Origin of the sequence: Magnetofaba australis IT-1, assembly GCF_002109495.1 — a bacterium.
GTDB classification, from domain to species: Bacteria; Pseudomonadota; Magnetococcia; order Magnetococcales; family Magnetococcaceae; genus Magnetofaba; species Magnetofaba australis.
Genome location: NZ_LVJN01000021.1, coordinates 99,835 through 121,114, shown reverse-complemented (window position 1 = coordinate 121,114; position 21,280 = coordinate 99,835). Strand labels below are relative to the sequence as shown.

The 21,280-nt window shown below is 62.0% G+C and carries 17 protein-coding genes; 13 read left to right on the top strand and 4 right to left on the bottom strand.

What is annotated here, in order from left to right; translation table 11 throughout:
- Window positions 1–7 precede the first annotated feature (7 nt).
- The gene (locus MAIT1_RS19360; RefSeq protein WP_085446485.1) at window positions 8–694 is read left to right on the top strand and encodes a hypothetical protein; all 687 of its coding nucleotides are present in this window, start codon (window positions 8–10) and stop codon (window positions 692–694) included.
- A 404-nt stretch (window positions 695–1,098) separates the two neighbouring features.
- On the opposite strand, the gene MAIT1_RS19355 is transcribed toward MAIT1_RS19360, so the two are convergent.
- Window positions 1,099–2,415: a PAS domain-containing protein gene (locus tag MAIT1_RS19355; RefSeq protein WP_085446482.1), complete on the bottom strand. Its 1,317-nt coding sequence runs from the start codon at window positions 2,413–2,415 to the stop codon at window positions 1,099–1,101.
- A gap of 177 nt (window positions 2,416–2,592) precedes the next feature.
- Here MAIT1_RS19355 and trmFO point away from each other — a divergent pair, with 177 nt between their 5' ends.
- The 3 genes from trmFO to MAIT1_RS19340 all read left to right on the top strand — a co-directional run bounded on the left by trmFO (window position 2,593) and on the right by MAIT1_RS19340 (window position 7,405).
- Window positions 2,593–3,921: a methylenetetrahydrofolate--tRNA-(uracil(54)-C(5))-methyltransferase (FADH(2)-oxidizing) TrmFO gene (gene trmFO, locus MAIT1_RS19350; RefSeq protein ID WP_085446480.1), complete on the top strand. Its 1,329-nt coding sequence runs from the start codon at window positions 2,593–2,595 to the stop codon at window positions 3,919–3,921.
- Between the two features lie 237 nt (window positions 3,922–4,158).
- A complete protein-coding gene (locus MAIT1_RS19345) occupies window positions 4,159–6,210 on the top strand; it encodes a peptidoglycan DD-metalloendopeptidase family protein (RefSeq protein WP_085446478.1) in 2,052 nt (683 codons plus the stop codon).
- A 130-nt stretch (window positions 6,211–6,340) separates the two neighbouring features.
- Window positions 6,341–7,405, top strand: a complete 1,065-nt coding sequence (locus MAIT1_RS19340) for a deoxyhypusine synthase family protein (RefSeq protein ID WP_085446476.1) — start codon at window positions 6,341–6,343, stop codon at window positions 7,403–7,405.
- Window positions 7,406–7,439: 34 nt separating this feature from the next.
- On the opposite strand, the gene MAIT1_RS19335 is transcribed toward MAIT1_RS19340, so the two are convergent.
- Window positions 7,440–8,387, bottom strand: coding sequence for a sulfotransferase domain-containing protein (locus MAIT1_RS19335; protein WP_085446474.1), 948 nt, complete (start codon window positions 8,385–8,387; stop codon window positions 7,440–7,442).
- A complete protein-coding gene (locus MAIT1_RS19330) occupies window positions 8,377–10,050 on the bottom strand; it encodes a hypothetical protein (protein ID WP_085446472.1) in 1,674 nt (557 codons plus the stop codon). The genes MAIT1_RS19335 and MAIT1_RS19330 overlap by 11 nt, the downstream gene beginning before the upstream one ends.
- A gap of 158 nt (window positions 10,051–10,208) precedes the next feature.
- Between MAIT1_RS19330 and prmC the strand changes: the two genes are divergently transcribed.
- From prmC to arsS, 4 genes are read left to right on the top strand one after another with little or no spacing between them, the layout of a single operon-like run.
- Window positions 10,209–11,087 carry a peptide chain release factor N(5)-glutamine methyltransferase gene (gene prmC, locus MAIT1_RS19325; RefSeq protein WP_085446470.1) on the top strand — a complete coding sequence of 293 codons (879 nt, stop codon included), beginning with the start codon at window positions 10,209–10,211 and terminating at the stop codon, window positions 11,085–11,087.
- Window positions 11,088–11,130: 43 nt separating this feature from the next.
- A complete protein-coding gene (locus tag MAIT1_RS19320; protein ID WP_085446468.1) occupies window positions 11,131–11,967 on the top strand; it encodes an SDR family oxidoreductase in 837 nt (278 codons plus the stop codon).
- Between the two features lie 17 nt (window positions 11,968–11,984).
- On the top strand, window positions 11,985–12,350 hold the full coding sequence (locus tag MAIT1_RS19315) for a nucleotide pyrophosphohydrolase (protein ID WP_085446466.1): 366 nt from the start codon (window positions 11,985–11,987) through the stop codon (window positions 12,348–12,350).
- Window positions 12,347–13,282 (top strand): arsenosugar biosynthesis radical SAM (seleno)protein ArsS, encoded by a 936-nt coding sequence (gene arsS, locus MAIT1_RS19310; protein WP_085446464.1) that lies wholly within the window; start codon window positions 12,347–12,349, stop codon window positions 13,280–13,282. The genes MAIT1_RS19315 and arsS overlap by 4 nt, the downstream gene beginning before the upstream one ends.
- A gap of 221 nt (window positions 13,283–13,503) precedes the next feature.
- Here arsS and MAIT1_RS19305 read toward each other — a convergent pair whose 3' ends face one another.
- Entirely contained in the window at window positions 13,504–14,376 is an 873-nt protein-coding gene (locus tag MAIT1_RS19305; RefSeq protein ID WP_158089630.1) for a helix-turn-helix domain-containing protein, read from the bottom strand.
- Window positions 14,377–14,615: 239 nt separating this feature from the next.
- On the opposite strand from MAIT1_RS19305, the gene MAIT1_RS19300 reads away from it, so the two are divergent.
- The 5 genes from MAIT1_RS19300 to MAIT1_RS19280 all read left to right on the top strand — a co-directional run bounded on the left by MAIT1_RS19300 (window position 14,616) and on the right by MAIT1_RS19280 (window position 21,274).
- Complete coding sequence (locus tag MAIT1_RS19300; RefSeq protein ID WP_085446460.1) at window positions 14,616–16,040, top strand: dihydrolipoyl dehydrogenase family protein; 1,425 nt, start codon at window positions 14,616–14,618, stop codon at window positions 16,038–16,040.
- Between the two features lie 253 nt (window positions 16,041–16,293).
- Window positions 16,294–18,264 (top strand): transketolase, encoded by a 1,971-nt coding sequence (tkt, locus tag MAIT1_RS19295; protein ID WP_085446458.1) that lies wholly within the window; start codon window positions 16,294–16,296, stop codon window positions 18,262–18,264.
- A gap of 370 nt (window positions 18,265–18,634) precedes the next feature.
- Window positions 18,635–19,807: an SGNH/GDSL hydrolase family protein gene (locus MAIT1_RS19290; RefSeq protein WP_085446456.1), complete on the top strand. Its 1,173-nt coding sequence runs from the start codon at window positions 18,635–18,637 to the stop codon at window positions 19,805–19,807.
- Complete coding sequence (locus MAIT1_RS19285; protein ID WP_085446454.1) at window positions 19,804–20,205, top strand: hypothetical protein; 402 nt, start codon at window positions 19,804–19,806, stop codon at window positions 20,203–20,205. Before MAIT1_RS19290 ends, MAIT1_RS19285 begins: the two co-directional genes overlap by 4 nt.
- A 28-nt stretch (window positions 20,206–20,233) precedes the next feature.
- Window positions 20,234–21,274: a class I SAM-dependent methyltransferase gene (locus tag MAIT1_RS19280; protein WP_085446452.1), complete on the top strand. Its 1,041-nt coding sequence runs from the start codon at window positions 20,234–20,236 to the stop codon at window positions 21,272–21,274.
- Window positions 21,275–21,280 lie beyond the last annotated feature (6 nt).

The following is a 21,280-nucleotide window of genomic DNA, read 5'->3' as shown; positions in this document are numbered from 1 at the left end:
CATCGCCATGACCCGCGTTCTGGCCATCATCCCGCTCCACGCCGACCCCGACGTCAACCCGTGCTTGCTGGAGCCCATCGACGGCCGCTCCACTCTGGCGCGCAGCATCGATTTCGCCCGCGCGGTGGGGACGTTGGCGGAGTTGAAGTTGACCGTCTCCATCGCCTGCAACGACCCGGTGATGAGCGCCGCCGCCGCCGCGCTAGGCGACGATCTGACCCTGCCGGAGCGTCATGCGGAGGATCTGCATGCGGCGCTGGCGGAGAATCTGCTGGCCAACGAGGCGCAGACGGGGGCGCAGTATGCGTGGGTCTGCACTGTGGAGCCGCTGCATCCGTTCCGCCCGTTGGCGATTCCCGAGGCGGCGTTTGAGATTCTGCGCGACAATCCTGGGTTGGAGAGCGTGGCCTGCGCCGAGCCGCTGCGCGGGCGAATTTGGGCCGGCGACGGCGCCCATGAGACCATTGCCGATTCCTTCAACCGCGACCATCCGCTATCGCAGAAGCCCTATCGGGAGTTGGTGGGACTGTTTACGCTGACGCGCCGCGACGTGCTGTTGGGCGGCCATCGGATAGGCGAGGAGGTGGGGTTGATTGCGGTCCCCAACCACTGGACGCGGGTGGAGACCCGCGACGCCACGTCGCTGGAGGCGGCCAGATTGCTGGCGCCGATGTACCAGAACAAAACGCCGTAAAGGGCCTGCGCCGAAGCAAAAATGTGTGCGGGAAAGAGGTTGAGCCCACGCTATCTCTGGGACAAATCGCCAAAGGCGATTTGGCGGGATTCTTAAGGGTCGATGACCCTTAAGCGGGTGTCGGGCGGCGCCCGCGTGGGGTCTGGGGCGAAGCCCCAGTCTCTTAACGCTTCCAGTGGTTTTTTCCGGGCGGCATGCTTGCCTTAAGCGCTGATGCGCCGAAGCAAAAATGTGTGTGGGAAAGAGGTTGAGCCCACGCTATCCATGGGACAAATCGCCAAAGGCGATTTGGCGGGATTCTTAAGGGTCGATGACCCTTAAGCGGGTGTCGGGCGGCGCCCGCGTGGGGTCTGGGGCGAAGCCCCAGTCTCTTAACGCTTCAATTTTTTCGATCTTTTCGCAAACTAACCATCAAGACGGGCATCTTCGGCGGCGTCATAGGCGCGCCAGCAGTTGCGACCGGCGGCTTTGGCGCGATAGAGGGCGGCGTCGGCGTGGGCGGTGAGGGCGTCGATATCGCAGTCGCTCCAGGAGAGCGCCGCGCCGATGCTGGCGCTGATGCGCAGCTCCTCGCCATTGGGGGCGGTGAGGGTGATGCGGCTCAAGGCGGCGTGGATGCGCGACAGGGAGCGCGCCATCTGGGTGGCGTTGGCGTCCTGAATAATGATGAGGAACTCATCGCCGCCCATTCGGCCGAGGAAATCCCCCTCGCGCAGGGCGTTCTGAAACGCGCTGGCGGCGGTGGTGAGATAGCGGTCGCCAAACTGGTGGCCGTGGGCGTCGTTGATCTGTTTGAAGTGGTCCAGATCGATCACCGCCAGGGCCAAGGTGTTGTGCCGCCGCTGCGCCGCTTTGAGCGCGGTCTCCGCTTTCTCCAGGAAGAAGGCGCGACTGAGCGCGCCGGTGAGGGCGTCCAGGCGCGCCATATCGTGGAACTTGTTCTTCAGGGTCACCACTTCGGTGATGTCGGTGGAGATGCCGATCAGTCCCTCAATGGCGTCGCCCTCCAGCAATGGCAGCTTGATGGACCAGTAGTGGCGCGTGATCCCATCGGCTTCAGCGATGCTCTCTTCGCCAGCGGTTTTTTTGCCCAGTTGCAGCACGATGTTGTCCAGACGGGCGAACTCTGCGGCCACCTGCGGCGAGAGCAGCTCCTCATCGAGCTTGCCGATGATCTGTTCAGGCGTCTTTTGATACAGCGCGGCGGTCTTGCTGTTGACGTAGAGATAGCGGCGCTGGGCGTCCTTCATATAGACGTAGCCGTCAATATTCTCCAATACCGTGTTGAGTAGGGCTTTCTGTTGCGCCAAGGCCTCTTCGGCGCGACGGCGCTCAGTGATGTCGGTGGAGACGCCGCACAGGCCGATGATGGCGCCGTCAGGGTCGCGGATGGGGAGTTTGACACTCCAGTAAACGCGCTCTTCGCCGCTGCTTTGGATGATATTGCGCTCTTCACGCTCAATGCGTTCGCCATTTTCCATCACCCGCCGGTCGTGCTGGCGCAAGGCGTCAGAGACGTTCAGGTCAAAGAAGCGCTCGTCGCTCTGCCCCAGCACCTGTTCGCGTGGCAGACCAAACAGTTGCAGCACCATGTCGTTGGCGTAAGTGTAGCGGCCATCCAGATCCTTGGCGAAGACGTAGGCGCCCACATGGTTGAGAATAAACGCCAGGCGTTCGGCTTCCGACTGTCCGGCGTGTTGATCGCTTTGCGGCGGGGTCATGGCGTCAATCCAACTGAATGATGGGCGGCGCGCCAAACGTCTGTGACGTTTGTTTACACAGCATAACAAAGCCGTCGTTCGCTTTCCATTGCTGCTTGCGGCGCCGCGCAAATGCGCGGCATCTGTGGTTTAATGGCGGTTTTTCCGTCAAGCGCACAATTGGGAGTGGTTTGCCCCATGTCTGAATTCGTCACCGTCATTGGCGCTGGTCTGGCCGGCTCCGAGGCCGCCTGGCAACTGGCGCAGCGCGGCGTGGCCGTGCGGCTGTATGAGATGCGTCCGCACAAACGCTCGCCCGCCCACCAGACCGACTGGTGCGCCGAGTTGGTGTGCAGCAACTCCCTGCGCTCCGATGACCATGAGAACAATGCTGTGGGCGTGCTGCATCAGGAGATGCGCGAGGCGGGTAGTCTGATCCTTGAACAGGCGGACCGCCACAAGGTGCCCGCTGGCGGGGCTTTGGCGGTGGATCGCGACGCCTTCGCCCAAGGGGTGAGCGAAGCGCTGGCGGCGCACCCCAACATCACGCTGATCCACGAGGAGCTGCATCAGCCCCCCACGGAGGGGGAGGTGATCATCGCCACCGGCCCGCTCACCTCGGAGCCGCTGTCGCAGTGGTTGGAGGGGGTGGTGGGGCCGCGGCTGGCCTTTTTCGACGCTATTGCGCCCATCGTCGCCTATGACTCCATCGACTTCTCCAAAGCGTGGAAGCAGTCGCGCTATGACAAGGGCGACGGCGATGACTACATCAACTGCCCCATGGATAAAGCCCAGTACGACGCCTTTGTGCAGGGGCTGCTGGATGGCGAGAAGGTGGCGTTCAAAGAGTTCGAACGCGACACGCCCTATTTCGACGGCTGCCTGCCCATCGAGGTGATGGCCGAGCGCGGACCGGAGACCCTGCGCCATGGTCCGCTCAAGCCGGTGGGGTTGACCAATCCCCATCCGGGGATGAGCAAATCCCATGCGATTGTGCAGCTGCGCCAGGACAACAAACAGGCTACGCTATGGAACATGGTGGGGTTCCAAACCAAGCTTACCTGGCCGGAACAGAAGCGCATTTTTGCCGCTATTCCCGGTTTGGAGGGCGCCGAGTTCGTCCGCTTGGGGGCGATTCACCGCAATACATTCCTCAATGCGCCGGCGGTTTTGACCCCGCAACTGACCCTCAAAGAGCATTCACGGCTGACCTTCGCCGGACAAATAACGGGTGTGGAGGGGTATGTGGAGTCCGCCGCCACAGGCTTGCTGGCGGGGGTGTTTGTTTTTCGACGCCTGCGGGGTCAAGATTCCGTCACCCCGCCCCCTGTCACCGCCCATGGCGCGCTGCTGGCGCACCTGACGGAACAGGCGGAGAGTCGGGGCTTCCAGCCTATGAATGTGAACTTCGGCCTGTTTCCACCCCTGGCTGAACCCACGACGAAAAAACTGCGAAAACCTGCGTATGCCGCCCGCGCGCTCTCCGAATGGCGCTCTTGGGCCGCGCAGGCGCTTCATAAAGCTTGACATAAAGTCGATTTTCCACCTAAAGTTGCGTGTTTTTGAACATAACCCGAGGCGTGCGTGCGCTATGCGCCTGGGGCAAGGCCTGCGCCCTGGATGACCAGGAGCAGCCGGTCTGAGCGCGACAGGAAGACGCGCCAATAGAAAAACGGACCGAGAATTGCATTGGGAGCGTTCATCAGGTCGCGGACCCGGAAAGAGTTGAGCCGTTAACGCCTTGAACGCAAAAATAGAGTGCGCATGTTTCCCGGACGCAATAAACAACTGAAAACGCTGAACGCCATTTCGGAATCCGGCTACGCCATCGCTTCGCCTTCGCGCCCCGGCGTGAGCCGCGTCGCCGCGCGCGTGGTGGCGGTGAGCTCCGTGCGTCGTCGCCGTTTGATCGTGCGTTCGGTGGCCGCAGCCGCGCTGTTCCTGTCGGCGTTGGCCATCAATAGCGCGCTGGACGCCAATACCGGCGGCGAAACCGGCAATGCCCCCCCGCGCATCACCACGTCGGCGCAAATGACCCAACTGGCGCAACAGACCGCGGGTCAAATCGTCGCCGAAGAGGCCAATGGCGTCAGCCTGCTCAGCGGTCAGCCGCTGGAGACCCTACTCGATAGCGAAGCCGATTACGCCCAGGGCGCCGAGCCGCAACTGGAGTTCTCGCAATCCCCCGATGAAGCCCCCGTCGGCCACCCGCTGCAAACAGCGCTCAAACGCGAGCGCGGCGAAGTGCGCCCCGGCGACTCCTTCTCCGGCCTGATGGAGCGTCTGAACGCCCCTTATCTGACCGCCATCGAGATCAGCCGCGCCAGCAAACCCGTTTACGATATCGCCACGCGTCTGCGTCCCGGCAAACCGTTGGAGGCGCACTACAGCGCCGATGGCCAGCTGCAGGCGTTCTTCTACGCCGTTACCGACGATAAAACCCTGGCGGTGCGCCGCAACGACGATGGACGCTTTACAGCGCGGATGATGCGTCTGACGCTTGAAGCGGCGGCGAATGGGCCAGCGCAAACCGTCACCGCAGATGCCGGGACTGCGCGTTCGGCCCCGGATCCGCTGATCCGTCCGATTCCGGCGGCCACGCCGTCGCCGCGCAAGGCGCGCATGTTGGCCGCGCGCATGAACGACCCCAAACGCCGCGCCGCCAGCGCGCTCACCCCGCCGCCCGCCGACCACGCCGTGGCGCGTCTGGTGGAAGAGACCGTACGCAACGGCGACCATCTGGCCGCCGTGCTGGCCCGCGCCGATGTGACTGCTCCCACCGCGCTGTCGGTGGCGGAATCCGCGCGCAGCGTGTATGACTTGGCGCGCAAGCTCAAGCCCGGCAAAACCCTGCAACTGGCGTTCGACAAGCAGGGCCAACTGGTGGAGCTCTCCTATCCGGTCTCCAAAATCAGCTCTCTGGTGCTCAGCCGGGTGGATGGCGACGGCTTCCGCGCCGTGCTGGACAAGCCGGAGCTGGATATGCGCATGCGCTCGGTCTCCGGCACCGTCAACGGTTCGCTGTTCATCGCCGCGCGCCGCGCTGGTCTGTCGCAGCCGCTGGCGGTGAAGCTGGCCGGTCTGTTCGAGTGGGACGTGGACTTCGCCCGCGACATTCGCGCCGGCGACCGTTTTACCGTCATCTATGAAGAGTATCGCCACGACGGCAAAAAGGTGCGCGATGGCGATATCGTCGCCGCCCGCTTCGTCAACCAGGGCAACGTGTTCGAAGCGTTCCGCTTTACTGATGGCAACGGCGATACCGGCTACTACGACAGCAAGGGCAACAACGTCCAGAAGATGTTCATTCGCGCGCCGGTGGACTACACGCGCATCTCCTCGCGCTTCTCTAAAGCGCGCAAGCACCCGATTCTTGGCTTTACCCGCGCCCACAAAGGCGTCGATTACGCCGCCCCCACCGGCACCCCCATTCGCGCTGCGGGCAATGGCCGCGTGATCTATCGCGCCTACAAAGGGGGCTTCGGCAATCTGGTGCTGATCCGTCACAACTCCACCTACACCACCGCCTATGCGCACATGAGCCGCTATGCGCGCAACCTCAAGCCCGGCTCTCGCGTGCGTCAGGGACAAGTGATTGGTTACGTGGGCGCCACCGGCAAAGCCACCGGCCCGCATCTGCACTATGAAGTGCGCGTGCGTGGGGTGCAGGTCAATCCGCTGTCGGTCAAGCTGCCTTCGGCGCGCTCGTTGCCGCGCAGTCTGATGCCCAAGTTCCGCCAACAGCGCTTGGCGCTGGTGGCGCGCCTCAACAACGCCAGCCCCACCGTGCTGGCGGCTCTGAAAAAAGAGGGTTGAGCGCTCTGCGCACGTGTTGAATAAAGCATCACACCGTAACGCTTTTGGGTGTGCAGTGGAATCCATCTAAACGCCATTTTCGGCCAGACAGTTCGCTGTCTGGCCGTTGCCATTTCCGAGGGGACGCATCATGCAGGTTCGTGATCAATCCAACTACCACAGCCCGGAAACCGACAATCTGAAACCGGTCAAACCGCTGGATTTGGCGCAAATCGACAGCGTCAGCGAGCTGCTGGCGGCGATGGCCGACGCCTCTTTTGGCGCCCGACGTCTGGGGCAGGCGGCCAGCGTGCTGGAGAGCATGGTGCGGGATCCCGACTGCTTTACCGTGTTGACCCTCTCCGGGGCCATGACGGTGGCGAAAATGGGCCTGGTCATTGTGGAGATGATCGAACGCGGCTATGTGGACGCCATCATCTCCACCGGCGCGTTGATGACCCATGGTCTGGTGGAGACCCAGGGGCGTCACCACTATAAGTACGCCGAGGGGATGGACGACAAGACCCTCTACGAGCGCGGCTACAACCGGGTGTATGACACCCTGGAGCCGGAGAGCAATCTGGATGAGGCGGAGAAGCTGGTGTCGCGGGTGCTGCGTCGCAACGATCTGCCCGAAGTCCTCAGCAGCCGTAGCCTGACCCAACTGGTGGGGCGTGAATTGGCGGAGAGCCAACCCGGCGCGCGCGGACCGCTGCCCGCCGCCTACGCCCGCGACGTGCCGATTCTCATTCCCGCCTTTACCGACTCTGAGATGGGTCTGGATTTCTCGGTGAATAATCACCGTCGCCAGCGCAATGGCTTGGCGCCGCTGCCGTATGATCCGTTCCTGGATCTGGACTTCTATCTGGAGCAGATCAAACAGACCAAGCGTTTGGGCATCTTCACCATCGGCGGCGGGGTGCCGCGCAACTACGCCCAGCAGGTGGGGCCTTACGCGGAGATCATGGCCCACCGCTTGGGCGAAAAAGAGGTGGAGCCGATCCGCTTCCAATATGGCGTGCGCATCTGCCCGGATCCGTCGCACCTGGGTGGTCTGTCCGGCTGCACCTACTCGGAAGGGGTGAGCTGGGGCAAGTTTGTGCCGGAATCCGACGGCGGCCGTTACGCCGAGGTGCTCACCGACGCCACCATCGCCTGGCCGCTGGTGGTGAAAGCGGTGATGGAGCGCGCGCCGCGTAAAGCCGGAATGAAGTGATCGAGTGGGGCGCGCCGCCGGTGCTGCGGCGCGCTTATGCGTACCCCAGTTGCCGCAATTGCTCACCCGCCACCAGCTCAAACAGCCGGGTATTGCTGGGGGAGAAGTGGTTGCGCCAATCCCCGGCGCGCCCTTTGCGCTTAAAACTGGCAGGCAAGTTGTTGCGCGTCATGGTGGCCGAGGACTGCTCGAAAGCGGTTTGCGCCACAATGGTTTGCCGCTGTTCCGGGTTGAGCGCATAGCCTAAAAAATCCCCCAATTGCTGCAACGCTCCCGCTTTATCCGTAATCACATCCTCATAGCGCAGCGCCAGATAGGGCAATCCTGAGCCAATCCAATTGCGCACCCAATGCCATTGGCGCGAGGGCAGACCGGTCCAGGTCTCGCTGCGTTCTGCAGTCGGCGTGTATCCGGTGATCATCAGATTGAGCGCCTCGCTTTTGGGCAGCGAGGCGAGGAACCGCCCCAGCAAATTGCCCTGATCGCCCCAACAGTTCACATCGATATAGTGGTGATAGAACGACACCAGCGCGTCGCGGGGGTCGCGATAGAGCATCACCACACGAACATTGGCTGCAGTGAGGCGCGCTGTCCACTCCGGGTGCGCGGGGAAGTGGCCGATCAAAAAACTCCCCTCCGGGCGGGTGAAATAGGGATCGTTCTGTAGCGGTTGCAGCGTGGTGTCGTCGGGCCAGTGGAAGGCAAGACCCGTGAGCGCTTGGAGCATGTCTGAGAGCAGATGGCTGCCGCACTTTTCACACGATACCGCGATGAACGGCTGTGGGGTCCGTTGGTTGGCCTGATCGGCCGGATGCGCGCCGCGAAATTGTGCGCTTTGCAGAATTTGCGGCTGGGCGGTCAAGGCCTGCTCCAGGGCCAGATTGGCCTTCTCCGGCATCCAATGACGGCGCAGTTGACGGCTGGTGTTGAGCCACAATTCAGGCGTTGGGTGGGGGGAGGCGCTGGAGTGATCATCGGACATGCTGCACAGTCTCCTGACTGGGGGGTGGGGCAAGGGTGCGAAAAATGAGCGGTGTGGCGGGCTCCTGGGGTGGCGCTGAGGTCAGCGCGTCGCGGCGCAAGCGGATCTGTGCGCCGTTAGGCAAGGTGCGCAACGGGGGATAGTCCCGCATCAACGCTTTGACCTCGGGATCCTGCTCGAGAAATGCGACGAAGCCGCCATGAAAGCTCGCATAGCTTTGTAGATCGCGACCGGCGCCGATAATCAACACGCGTGGACGGAAGCGGCGCAGATCTTCGGCAAAATATGTGCGGATGCGCTTTGCATAATAGTCGCCTTTGACGGCGTCGCCCTGCTCCATGAGTTGCAGCGCGCCCGCCAGCATCCACAGATAGCCGCGTTGGCTCAAACGTGAGCCCGCCGCGTCGGTCTGCGAGGTCCACGGGCGGGGATTGTTGGAGACCAGCATGACGCCCTCTCCCTGCGCCGCCACTTGCAGCAGCCGCACCCCAGGATGTGTGCGCCAATCGCTGGGAGAGAGCGCCAAATACTCCGCCCAGCCGCCGGTGATGGGCTTGGCCCACAGAGCCCCGCCAATGATCAATGCCGAGACCAGAGTTCGCCCGGATTTCACGTTATGTCGTAACGTAGTAAGAGTGGCGATGAGGGCTGCGCCCGTCAGCAGATCCATGCAGATGGTCGCTGCCAAGGTGTGATAGGCCCAGCCTTTTCCTTGCAGCACAAACGCCGCCATGCCCAGGGCGCATGCGCTCCACAAACTCCAGGCGGTCAGGCTGTATTGGGCGCGCCAACCGGTGGCGATGCTCACCCCGAACGCCAGCAGCGCGGCATACCCCACAAAAGAGAGGATGGGCCCGCTGAGCAGGGTGTTGGCGCTGGCGTCCATTCCGCCATACAGATCCAACGCCACGCCAACCATCTGGAAATATTCTGGAAAGAAAACAGTAATCAAGAATCCGTAGGCTGCGCAAACCACTGTCATCACCCCAGGCCAACCCAACCAAAGGGGGCGTAAGGCGCGCTGCTCGGGACGCAGAATGAGGGTAGCGATGAGCGCGGCCAGAGGCATGAGCAGATAGTGGGGTTTAATCAGAATCCCCAGCGCCGCCAGCACGGTCACCGCGGCGCCCGCCATGCGCATAGTGGAGGTCAGGGGCGTGGGGTCATGCAGGCGCCACGGCAACCAGAACAATCCCGGTGTGATGAGAGTGGCGATAAGCTGTTCGCGCTGACCAAAATGGTAACCAGGGTGACCCATCAGCACAGCCGCAATGCCCAGGAGAGCCATCATGGTGAGGGCGCGATTGGGGATCAGCGCGCGTAACGGCGGCCAGCACACGAGCGCGGCCCCCACCGCCAGCAGGTTGATCCACAGCGCCACGGCGGCGTAATCGCTCAGGTGCAGCAGAGTCGCGAGCCATTGAAACGGACTGATCAGCAGAAAGAATAGTGGCGGATTCACCTCCAGCGCTTCGTGCAGATAACGTCCGCCGGAAGTCAGCACCCGCGCAATTTCCAGACACCACACAAGATCATGGTTGATCAATAGGTTGCGGGTCTGAAGCCAAGCGCCAAACGCCGCCGTCAGGCAAGCGAAGAGGGTGAGTGCGACAATGATAATGAGGCGGCGTGCATGCATGATGAGTTGGATCTTGGGCGCCATGGGGGGCGGCTGAATCAAGATTTCAGGGCGATGGGGCCGTGTGGGCGGCTTTTATCTCAGGCGCTTGTGGCGATGTGCGCGCCACAAACCCTGGACGCGCTCTGAGAGCCTTGCCAGGATACGGGGAAACGCCCACATCTCCAACCCATGATTGCCTTATGACCGTTAGCACGCCGGAAATCTGGACATTTCGCACCCTGATTCAGTGGACCACCCAGTGGTTGACCAAGCAGGGGATTGTGGACAATCCGCGTCTGGATGCGGAGCTGCTGCTGGCCCATGCGCTGAAATTGCGCCGATTGGACCTGTTTCTGGACCCGGATAGACCGTTACACGATGACGAGCTTAACCGTTACAAAGTTCTCATCAAAAAACGCGCATCTCGCGAACCTGTGGCCTATATTTTAGGATCGCGTGAGTTTTGGAGTCTGACGTTTCGCGTGGGCCCTGGCGTGCTGATCCCCAGGCCGGAAACTGAGACCCTGGTGGAGCGGATTTTGGAGGGCGTTGCTGATCGCGAAGCGACATTGCGCATCCTGGATGTGGGGGTGGGCTCCGGCGCGATTCTGTGCGCTTTACTTGACGAGCTTCCCAACGCCACCGGGGTGGGCGTGGATCGCGCCGCCGAGGCGTTGGCGTGCGCGCGCAGCAATGTGGACGCACTGGATCTGGTCGCGCGCGCTGAGATCGTTGAGGGAGATTTATTCAGTCCTTTCAATGATCAATCCGAACTGTTTGATGTGATCGTCTCCAATCCGCCCTACATCGCCAGCGCGGTGATCGAGACCCTGGAGCCGGAGGTGCGCGACCACGAACCACGCGGCGCGCTGGATGGCGGCGCCGATGGCCTGGCGTGCTATCGGGCGCTGATTCCGGCGTCCAAACCGCTGCTCAAGTCCGGTGGATTGCTGGCGCTGGAGATCGGTTATGATCAGGGCGAAGCGATCTTCGATCTGTGCCGGGAGGCGGGCTTTGCAGCGGTGTCCATCACCCAGGATCATGCGCGACGGGATCGTGTTATTACCGCAACGGCGTAACAAAATCTTCAGTTATCACATAACGCATGTATAACGGTGTATAATGCGCGACTTTTCCAACCATCCTGTGCTCATTACCGGCTGTTCCAGCGGCATCGGCTATCATGTCGCCCATGGCTTACACAAGCGCGGTTATCGCGTCTTCGCCACTGCGCGTCAGGTTGAGGATGTGGCGCGTCTGCAAGCTGAGGGGCTGGAGGCGCTGCAACTGGATCTGGACCACTCCGCCTCCATTGACACGGCGGTGACGGAGATTCTGTCGCGCACCGGCGGACGACTCTACGGACTGTTCAATAATGGCGCCTACGCCCAGCCCGGTTGCGTGGAGGATCTGAGCCGCGAAGCTTTGAGATTACAGTTTGAAACCAATCTGTTCGGTCAGCATGAGGTGACTACGCGGGTGATTCCCGCCATGCGCGCGGCGGGGCAGGGGCGCATCATTCAGAACAGTTCGGTATTGGGCTTTGTCGGCCTGCGCTATCGCGGGGCTTATGTGGCCAGCAAATTCGCCCTGGAGGGGCTCTCCGATACGCTGCGCCTGGAGTTGGCCGGAACCGGCATCCATGTCAGCCTCATTGAGCCGGGTCCCATTGAGAGTGAAATCGGTCCCAAGGCGCTGCCGCACTTTCATCGTCATATCGATATCGAAGGCAGTGTGTGGCGCGACATCTATAAAAGCGAACTGGAGCGTTTGGGCAACGAACCCCCCAACCGCTGGCGTCTGGGGCCCGAGGCGGTGCTGCAGCGGGTGATCCATGCGTTGGAATCGCCGCGCCCGAAGATCCGCTATCCAGTCACCACGCCGACTTACGGCTTCGCCATTCTCAAACGCCTGCTGCCGGTGCGTTGGCTGGACCGCTTGCAACAGTACGCCTCATAATCCCCAAGAGGAGCGCCATGGAAGATCTCACCCAACTGCGTGACGCCCTGCGCCAATTCGCTACAGAGCGCAATTGGGCGCAATTCCATACACCGAAGAATCTGGCCATGGCGCTGTGCGGTGAGGCCGCGGAGTTGATGGAGCCATTCCAATGGCTGACGGTGGAGCAGAGCCGGGAATTGACCGACAAACAGCGCGAGGCGGTGGCCCAGGAGATTGGCGACGTGCTGATCTATCTGACCATGTTGGCGGACAAACTGGGGTTGGACCCGCTCACATGCGCCCATGAGAAGATGGCGCTCAATGCGCGCAAATACCCGGTCGACGTGGCGTATGGATCGGCGCAGAAGCGCGGTTTGCCAGCAGATGAGGGGGGCGGATGAACTCTTTTTTGCGCAAACTGCCCGAGGGCGCTCTGCATGCGGCGGATCTGAGCATGATTCAGGTCAATGTGGGGCTGACGTGCAATATGGCGTGCGCCCACTGCCATGTGGGGGCGGGGCCCACGCGCCGCGAGAGTATGGATTGGCCGGTGATGGCGCAGGTGTTGGCGCTGGCCGAGCGCGCGGGTTGCCGTTTTGTGGACATCACCGGCGGCGCGCCGGAGATGAATCCGCACATCGCGCGGTTTGTGCGCGAGTTGCGCGCCAGAGATATCGCTGTGCAGGTGCGCAGCAACCTGACCATCTACACCTTGCCCGACTATACGCCCCTGGCGCGCACTTTCCGCGATTTGGGTGTGGGGCTGGTGGGGTCGATGCCCTGTTATCTGCAGGAGAATGTGGATCGCCAACGCGGCGCCGGGGCGTATTCCGACTCCATTAGCGCATTGAAATATCTCAACCAGATGGGCTTTGGCGTGGATGGCGGCGGGGTGCTGAATCTGGTCTATAATCCGGGTGGGCCGACGCTGCCGCCGCCCCAGGCCAAGCTGGAGGCGGACTACAAACGGGAGCTGTATGATCGTTATGACGTAACGTTTAGCAATTTATTGACCATCGCCAATATGCCCATTGGGCGGTTTCGCGCCGAACTACGTCGCAGCGGGCGCGAGGCGGACTACTGGGGCTTGTTGGAGCAGGCGTTCAACCCGGCCACGGTGGCGGGTTTGATGTGCCGACACCAGGTGAGCGTGCGCTGGGATGGGGCGCTGTTCGACTGCGACTTCAATCTGGCGTTGAACCTGCCCGCCACGCCCCGCGCGCTGGATGAGGTTGACCCCGCCCAGCTTCCCGGACGCGCTATCGCCACCGATGCCCACTGTTTGGGCTGTACGGCGGGGAGCGGCTCCTCCTGCGGCGGCGCGCTGGCGTAAAGCCAAGCGAACCCAACAATTGCACAGAACGACCAAGTGTTTGCGTGACGTAGCTTGAGCTTGCGCTGACTATGGGCCGCCGACTGGTCGGCGGCGGGGTCTGGGGGCCGCGCCCCCAGCGGGGCGTGGGGCAGAGCCCCACGGTTTTGACCTTGGGAGCTCGAGGGCGGAGCCCTCGATATCTTTCATCCCCAAAGTCGCAAATGTTCAATGTGATTCTATCAAACGATGGGCACCCAATAGGCCATTTCGTTATCGGGCGAGTCCAGTTGCACTTGCTGGTTGTATACCTCCAACTGCGGCGCTTGCGCCGGTTGCAGGCCGGAGGCGGGCAGGTAGTGGGACCAGACGCTCATAATGAAGGACTGGAACCCGGAGACCGGCCCCTGGTAGCGATAGACCGCATACCGGCTCTGCGGCAGGGTGATGCGCGTCAGGCCCTCGGGGGCGTCGTTGGTGTTGTCGTCGGTGGCCTCTACGGCGGTCATGTACTCAAATGGCTGCGCGCAGTCGCCCTGTTTGCGGATTTGCGCTGGCACCAGCGACACTCCATACAGGGACGACTCTCCCGCGCAGTGCGCGCCCTCGCACAGCGCGCGGAACGCGGCCCATTGCTCCAGCGCCTGTTGAAAATCGGGCTCGGGGTGGCTTTTGTGCAGTCCCAACAGCGTCAATGATGCGTTTTCAATGATTTCCGGTTGCATGATCTCTCCTTTGCACAGCAGAAGCGGGTTCAGGATGGCGGCGGGCGTCTGCATGCGTTTGACGCGGTCGTGGCGTCGGAACTGCGCAGGCGCGGCGCCGTAGGCGCGTTTGAAGGCGCGGGTGAACGCTTCCTGGCTTTCGAACTGGGCGTCCAGAGCGATATCGAGAATGCGTCGATTGCCCGTGAGCAACTGCATCGCGCTCCACTCCAGACGTCGCAGCCGCAGAAATCGCGCAAAGCTTTTGCCCACCAAACGGGAGAAAATCCGATGGAAGTGGTAGGGCGAAAAGGCGGCCACGCGGGCCGTTTCCGTCAGACTCACCGGTCCGGGGATTCTCTCCAGGGCGAAATTCAGCGCGCGATTGATGCGTACGCCATAGTCGTTCATCTGCGTCCTCCGTTGTCTGAACCGCACTCTAGCCTCTTCCTCAGACAAATATTTGACCCGTTTTGCTTTTATCATCGCAAGCATCCAAAAGTGGATACATGGGTCGTGTATGATATCGAGGATAACGCCTTCGATATCTCACTTTTTGAAACCATCTTGCTTCCACTGCATAGATCCTGCGCCATTCTTGCATATCTCCCCAGTTAACAGGCGAAAGCGCTCGATTGAGGAGAGATGGGATGGCGGAACAGTGGAGCTGTGATGTCTGCGTCATTGGCGCGGGCTCGGGCGGACTGTCGGTGGCGGCGGGGGCGAGCCAGATGGGCGCCGATGTGGTGCTGCTGGAGAAGGGGCGCATGGGCGGCGACTGCCTCAATACCGGCTGCGTGCCCTCCAAGGCGCTGCTGGCGGCGGCCCATGCGGCGGAGTCGGTGCGCCGCGCCGGGCGCTTCGGCGTGTTGGGGGCGTCGACCTTTGGCATCGATTCTCAGCGCGTGCAGGATCATGTGCGGGCGACCATAGACGCCATCGCGCCCCATGATTCGGTGGAGCGATTTGAAAGTCTGGGCGTGCGGGTGATTCAACAGGCCGGGCGCTTTGTGGATGAACAGACGGTGCAGGCGGGCCAGATTCGGATTCGCGCACGGCGTTTTGTTATCGCCACCGGCAGTCGACCGGCTATTCCCGCTATTCCCGGGCTGGATGCAACACCCTATTTCACCAATGAAAATCTGTTCGAAAACGCCGCGCCGACGCCGCGTCTGTTGGTGATCGGCGGCGGCCCCATCGGCGTGGAGATGGCGCAGGCGTATCGACGCCTGGGCGCTGAGGTCACTCTGTTGGTTCGCTCCCGGCTACTGCCCAAAGAGGATCCGGAGCTGGTCGATGTGGCGCGTCAGGCGCTGCGCGCCGAAGGCGTGGATATCCGTGAGGGCGTAACGGTAAAGCACGCACGGGAATCCCACGGCGGGGTGGAGCTGGAGATTCTCCAAAACGGCGCGCCATCGACCCTGCAAGGCTCGCATCTGCTGGTGGCGACAGGGCGCGCGCCCAATGTGGAGGGGCTGGGGCTGGAGAAGGCGCGGCTCTCCCACTCCCATCGCGGGGTGCATGTGGATGCGCGCTTGCGCACTTCGGCGCCGCATATCTACGCCATCGGCGATGTGATCAATGGCCCGCTGTTTACCCATGCGGCGGGCTATCATGCGGGCATCGTCATCCGCAATATCCTGTTTCGCCTGCCCGCCAAGGCCGATGCGGCGATTCCCCGCGTCACCTATTGCGACCCGGAACTGGCCCATGTGGGACTCTCGGAGGCCGAAGCCGCCGCCAGAGGTCAGAGCTATCGCGTGTTGCGTAAACCGTTTGCGGAGAATGATCGCGCCCGCGCCGAAGGGCGCACAGCGGGGCTGATCAAAGTGGTGTTGGGCAAGCGCGGACACATCCTCGGCGCGTCCCTGGTCGGGCCCCATGCTGGAGAGCTGATTCAGCCGTGGATTCTGGCCATTACACAGAAAATGAAGATCGGCGCCATGGCGGGATATATCGCCCCGTACCCGACTCTGGGCGAGATTAACAAGGGTGTGGCGGGCGCGGCGTTCACCTCCGCGCTCTACTCGCCAACCATGCGCAAATGGGTGCGTTGGTTGATGAAACTGGGCTGATCAGCGCCCCTCAGCGCAGAGGCGGTCACACAAATCAACTTGTTTTCAGGCCCATCTTGTGCCAAAAAGAGCGCAAAAATCATCGACGCCACGCGCGCGCGTCTTCTCGATACCCATCGCCCGGAGTTGTCTTTACGTCTGTTCCGGGCTCTCCCAATGCCGTCCTGGGCCGTGTGCGCGCAGCCAGCGTCTTTCACCCGACAAAACGCGCCAAATTCCAGATTTTGCGCGGTTATGAAGGACCACGCCCGCCATGAGCCCTGAACAGGATCGCCTCGCCATCACCACCTTGCGCATGCTCGCCATCGACGCCATCGAGCAAGCCAACTCCGGCCATCCGGGTCTGCCCCTGGGCGCGGCCCCCATGGCCTACGTGCTGTGGCGACGCATCATGAAGCACAATCCCACCGATCCCAATTGGATCAACCGCGACCGCTTCATCCTCTCCGCCGGGCATGGTTCGGCGCTGCTGTATGGCCTGCTGCATCTGTCCGGCTATGACGTCTCGTTGCAGGATGTGAAGGATTTCCGCCAGTGGGGCAGCAAAACCCCCGGCCACCCCGAATATGGCCACACCCCCGGCGTGGAAGCCACCACCGGCCCGCTGGGTCAGGGCGTGGCCATGGGCGTCGGCATGGCCATGGCCGAGCGCCGCATCGCCGAGAGCTTCAACCAGTCCGACGTGCCGCCGGTGATGGACCACTTCACCTACGCCATCGTCTCCGACGGCGACCTGATGGAGGGCGTGGCCTCGGAAGCGGCGTCGCTGGCCGGGCATCTGTGCCTGGGCAAACTGATCTACCTGTATGACGACAACGGCATCACCATTGAGGGCTCCACCGATGTGGCCTTCAGCGAGAGCGTGCAGCGCCGTTTCGAAGCTTATGAGTGGCATGTGCAGACGGTGGAGAATGGCGAGGATCTGGACGCCATTGAAGCCGCCGTGCGCGCCGCCCAGGCTGAAGAGGAGCGCCCCTCGCTGATCTGCGTCAAGACCCAGATCGGACACGGCAGCCCCAAAGCCAACACCGCCGGGGTGCACGGCTCGCCCCTCAAAGGCGAAGCTATGGAGGGCACCCGTCAGTTCTATAACTGGCCCGAAGAGCGTTTCCATGTGCCCGCCGAGGCGCTGGAGACCTGGCGCGCCGGGGTGGAGAGCGGCAAGCAGGCTCAGGCCAGTTGGGAAGCGGCGTTGGAGGCCTACGTTGTGCGCCATCCCGAGCAGGGCAAGCAGTTCCGCGCGCAGATGGCCGGTGAACTGCCTGAGGGTTGGAAAGCGGCCATGGCCAGCGTGGAGTTTGGCGGCAAACCCGCCCTGGCCACCCGCTCGGCCTCTGGCGCGACCCTGAACGCCCTGGCCGATCTGCTGCCCAACTTGATCGGCGGTTCGGCGGACCTGGCGCCCTCCAACAACACCGATCTGAAAAAATACCCCGAGCGCACCCTACACTTCGGCATTCGCGAACACGCCATGGGCGCGGCCCTCAACGGCATGGCGCTGCACGGCGGTTTGATTCCGTTCGGCGGCACCTTCCTGGTGTTCGCCGACTACATGCGCGGGGCCATGCGCCTGTCGGCGCTGATGGATACCCATGTGGTCTATGTGCTGACCCATGACAGCATCGGCGTGGGCGAAGATGGTCCCACGCACCAGCCGGTGGAGCACGCCGCCAGCTTGCGCGCCATCCCCAATCTGACGGTGTTCCGGCCCGCCGACGCCGAGGAGACCCGCGCGGCGTGGGTGTGGGCCATTGAGAATCCCAAACCCTCCTGTCTGTTGCTCACGCGCCAGAATCTGCCTATTTTGGAAGGCGGCGCGAGCGTTGACGCAGGCGTGGCCCGCGGCGGCTATGTGAAGGCCGATTGCGACGGCGTTCCGGCGCTGATCCTCATCGCCACCGGCAGTGAAGTGCCGCTGGCGCTGGATGCGGCCAAGCAGCTCAACGCCAGCGGAACCGCTACGCGGGTGGTGTCGCTGCCCAGTTGGGAACTGTTTGAGCAGCAGGACGCGGCCTATCAGCAGAGCGTGCTGCCGTCTCAATGCCGTGCGCGTCTGGGCATCGAGATGGGCGTCTCCATGGGTTGGAGCCGCTGGATCGGCGATGGCGGTTCGATGCTGGCCATCGACCGTTTCGGGGCTTCGGCGCCGGGCGGCAAGATCGCTGAAGAGTACGGCTTCACTGTGGAGAACGTGGTGGCCAAGGCCAAGGCTCTGCTTGGATAATACCGTTATACTGTGACGGTTGGATCCGTTCGGGGATTGCGGGCAGGCGCAAAGCGAAAAGGTGGAAAGTCGCGATATTTATTGGCGCGACGATTTGTTAGATACGAAAATCGCAAGCGATTTTCTGGGTGGGGTCTGGGGCCGTGGTCCCAGTGGCCCAAGGTTGGGCAATTCAAGGCGGCGCCCCACGATTCGGCAGGATTGCCGAATCGGACTCGCGATAGCGAGCCCGAAGGGTGAAGGCCATGGATGGCCTGAATCACGGTGTTGTGGTTGGGAGCTCGAGGGCAACGCCCTCGATATCTTAATTGCTCCACAAGTTCTGAGTCTTAAAGCTTTAAGACTCAGCCATAGCGACAAGGATGGCGCAGTGACCGAACGCGGCAAGAATCTGCTGGCGTTGGCGGTGGGGGTGATCGTCTCATGGATGATCGCCGAAGTGTTCCTGTCGCTGTTTTTCTCCCAGGATATCCGCGTCATGGGCGACAAGATCCGCCTGCGCGCCAACTACGAGATGGAGATCGTCAACCACGGCATGCCCGGGGTGGAGGATGTGATCCATCACGCCAAGAACAGTCTGGGGTTTCGCGGCCCCAATCCGCCCGCCGAAGATTTTGACAAGAAATTCAAGATTCTCACCATCGGCGGCAGCACCACCGAAACCTATTACATCTCCGACGGCGAAACCTGGCCCGACCTGGTGGCCGACGAACTCAACGCCGCTTTCAACAACAGCATCTGGCTGAATAACGCCGGGCTCGACGGCCACTCCACCTTCGGCCATCGCATCCTGCTGGAGGATTATGTCCTGCAACAGATTCAGCCGCAGTTGCAGGGCGAAAAGCCGGATCTGGCGCTGTTCTTCATCGGCGCCAACGATGTGGGCCGCAAAGATCTGCGCGATCGCCTGGTGATCAATCCCACCTTCGAACACGACGATTTCAGCTGGGGCGTGTGGCTCAAGGCGCAGTTGAATAAAATCGCCGACCACAGCGAAGTGGTGAGCGTCACTATGAACCTGCTGCGCAATATGCGCCATCGCGGCGCCGGGCTGGCCCATGACCATGTGGACCTGACCAAACTGCCGCAGGAAGACAAACCGCTGGATGAGAAAATCGTCGCCGAGCAGCTGCAGCGTCACGCGCCGTTCCACCGCGATTACCAAAAGCGCGTGGTGGAGCTGATTGAACTGAGCCGCGCCAACGGCATCGAACCGGTTATGATGACGCAACCGGCGCTGTTCGGCTGCGGCGTCGATCCGGTTACCGGAGTCGATCTGGCCACGCTGAAACAGGGGCCCATCGATGGTTGCCTCAAGTGGCGCATCCTCGATGGCTACAATGACGTGGTGCGCCGCGTGGGCAAGCAACATCATGTGCTGGTGATTGATTTGGCCCAGCAATTGCCTCACAGTTCCGGCGTGTTCTATGATTGGTACCACTTCAACCGGGAGGGATCCCGGCAGGTGGCGCAGATTGTGACGCGCCAACTGCAACCCCTTGTGGGCCGCCTGATGGCCCGGAGGCAGTCGGAAAAACCATGAGCGCGAAAGTCAAAACCTCCTCGGATCGCTCCTTTGGCATGGTGTTCACCGCCGTGTTCGGCCTCATCGGCGCCTGGCCCTGGCTGTTCGGCGGCGGCAAGCCGTTGATCTGGGCCTGGATCGTCTCCGGCCTGTTTTTCGCCGCCGCCATCATCCTGCCCAAGATCCTCGCCCCGCTGAACGCGGTGTGGACCCGGCTGGGGCTGATGATGCACAAAATCATGACGCCGCTGATCATGAGCGTGCTGTTCTTCGTGGTGTTCACCCCCATGGCGTTTCTGCTGCGTCTGTTCAAGGTCAAGCTGATTCCGCTGAAATACGAACCCAATGAGTCCACATACTGGATTGAACGGGATCCCCACGGGCCCGAGCGCGCCAGCATGAAGCACCAGTTCTGAGCCCGCATCGCCCGAGGAAAGGATTCTCATGAGCGATTCCGCTGCGTTTTTGCGCGCCAATGCCGCGCTGTTCCGCTGCCCGTCCTGCCGCGCCGACGGTCAACTGCAGGTCGATGCGGGTGGCGCCACTGTCGCCTGCGCGGCGTGCTCGACCGTCTATCCCATCACCGATGGCCTGCCGCAACTGTTCGCACCCAATGACGACTGGGAGGGCGATAAGAGCGACATCACCGAGTCCATGAAGGCGTTCTATGAAAAGACGCCGTTCCCCAATTACGACGGATTTGATGACGCCGCCGCGTTAGTTCAGAAAGCCAAGCAGGGTTTTTTCGCCCGCCTGCTGGATGAACAGACGCCGTTTGGGGCCAAAATCGTCGAGTGCGGTTGCGGCACCGGCCAGCTCTCCAACTTTTTGGGCGTGGGCAATAATCGTGTGGTGGTGGGGTTGGATCTGTGTTTGAACTCGTTGCGCCTGGCCAATGGGTTTAAACAGCGCAATAAGCTGAACAATACGCGCTTTTTTCAGGCCAATCTGTTCCGCCCGCCGCTGTGTGAGGGGAGCTTTGACTACGTCATCTCCAACGGCGTGCTGCACCACACCAGCGATCCCAAGTTGGCGTTCCACACCATCGCCAAATTGGCCAAACCGGGCGGCTATGTGTTGGTGGGGCTGTATCATCAGTACGGGCGTTTGTGGACCGACCTGCGGCGCTGGATCTTCCGGGTGGGCGGCGACAAGTTCAAGTTCCTCGATCCGCGCACCCTCTCGCAGCGCATCAGCGCCGAAAAGCGCGAGGCGTGGTTTCAGGATCAGTACAAGAACCCCCATGAGTCCAAGCACACCATCGGCGAGGTGATCGATTGGCTGGACGAGGCGGGGCTGGAGTTCGTCAAGAGTGTGCCCAAGGCGATGCCGTTTGAGAGCTTTTCGGCCAACGAGAAGCTGTTTGACGCCGATGCGCGCCCGGAAGGGGCGGCGCGCACGCTAGCTGAGATGTTGATGACCTTCAACAATGCCCGTGAGGGCGGCTTTTTTATTGTGATTGCGCGCAAACCAGCAAACGGGTAGACGCAC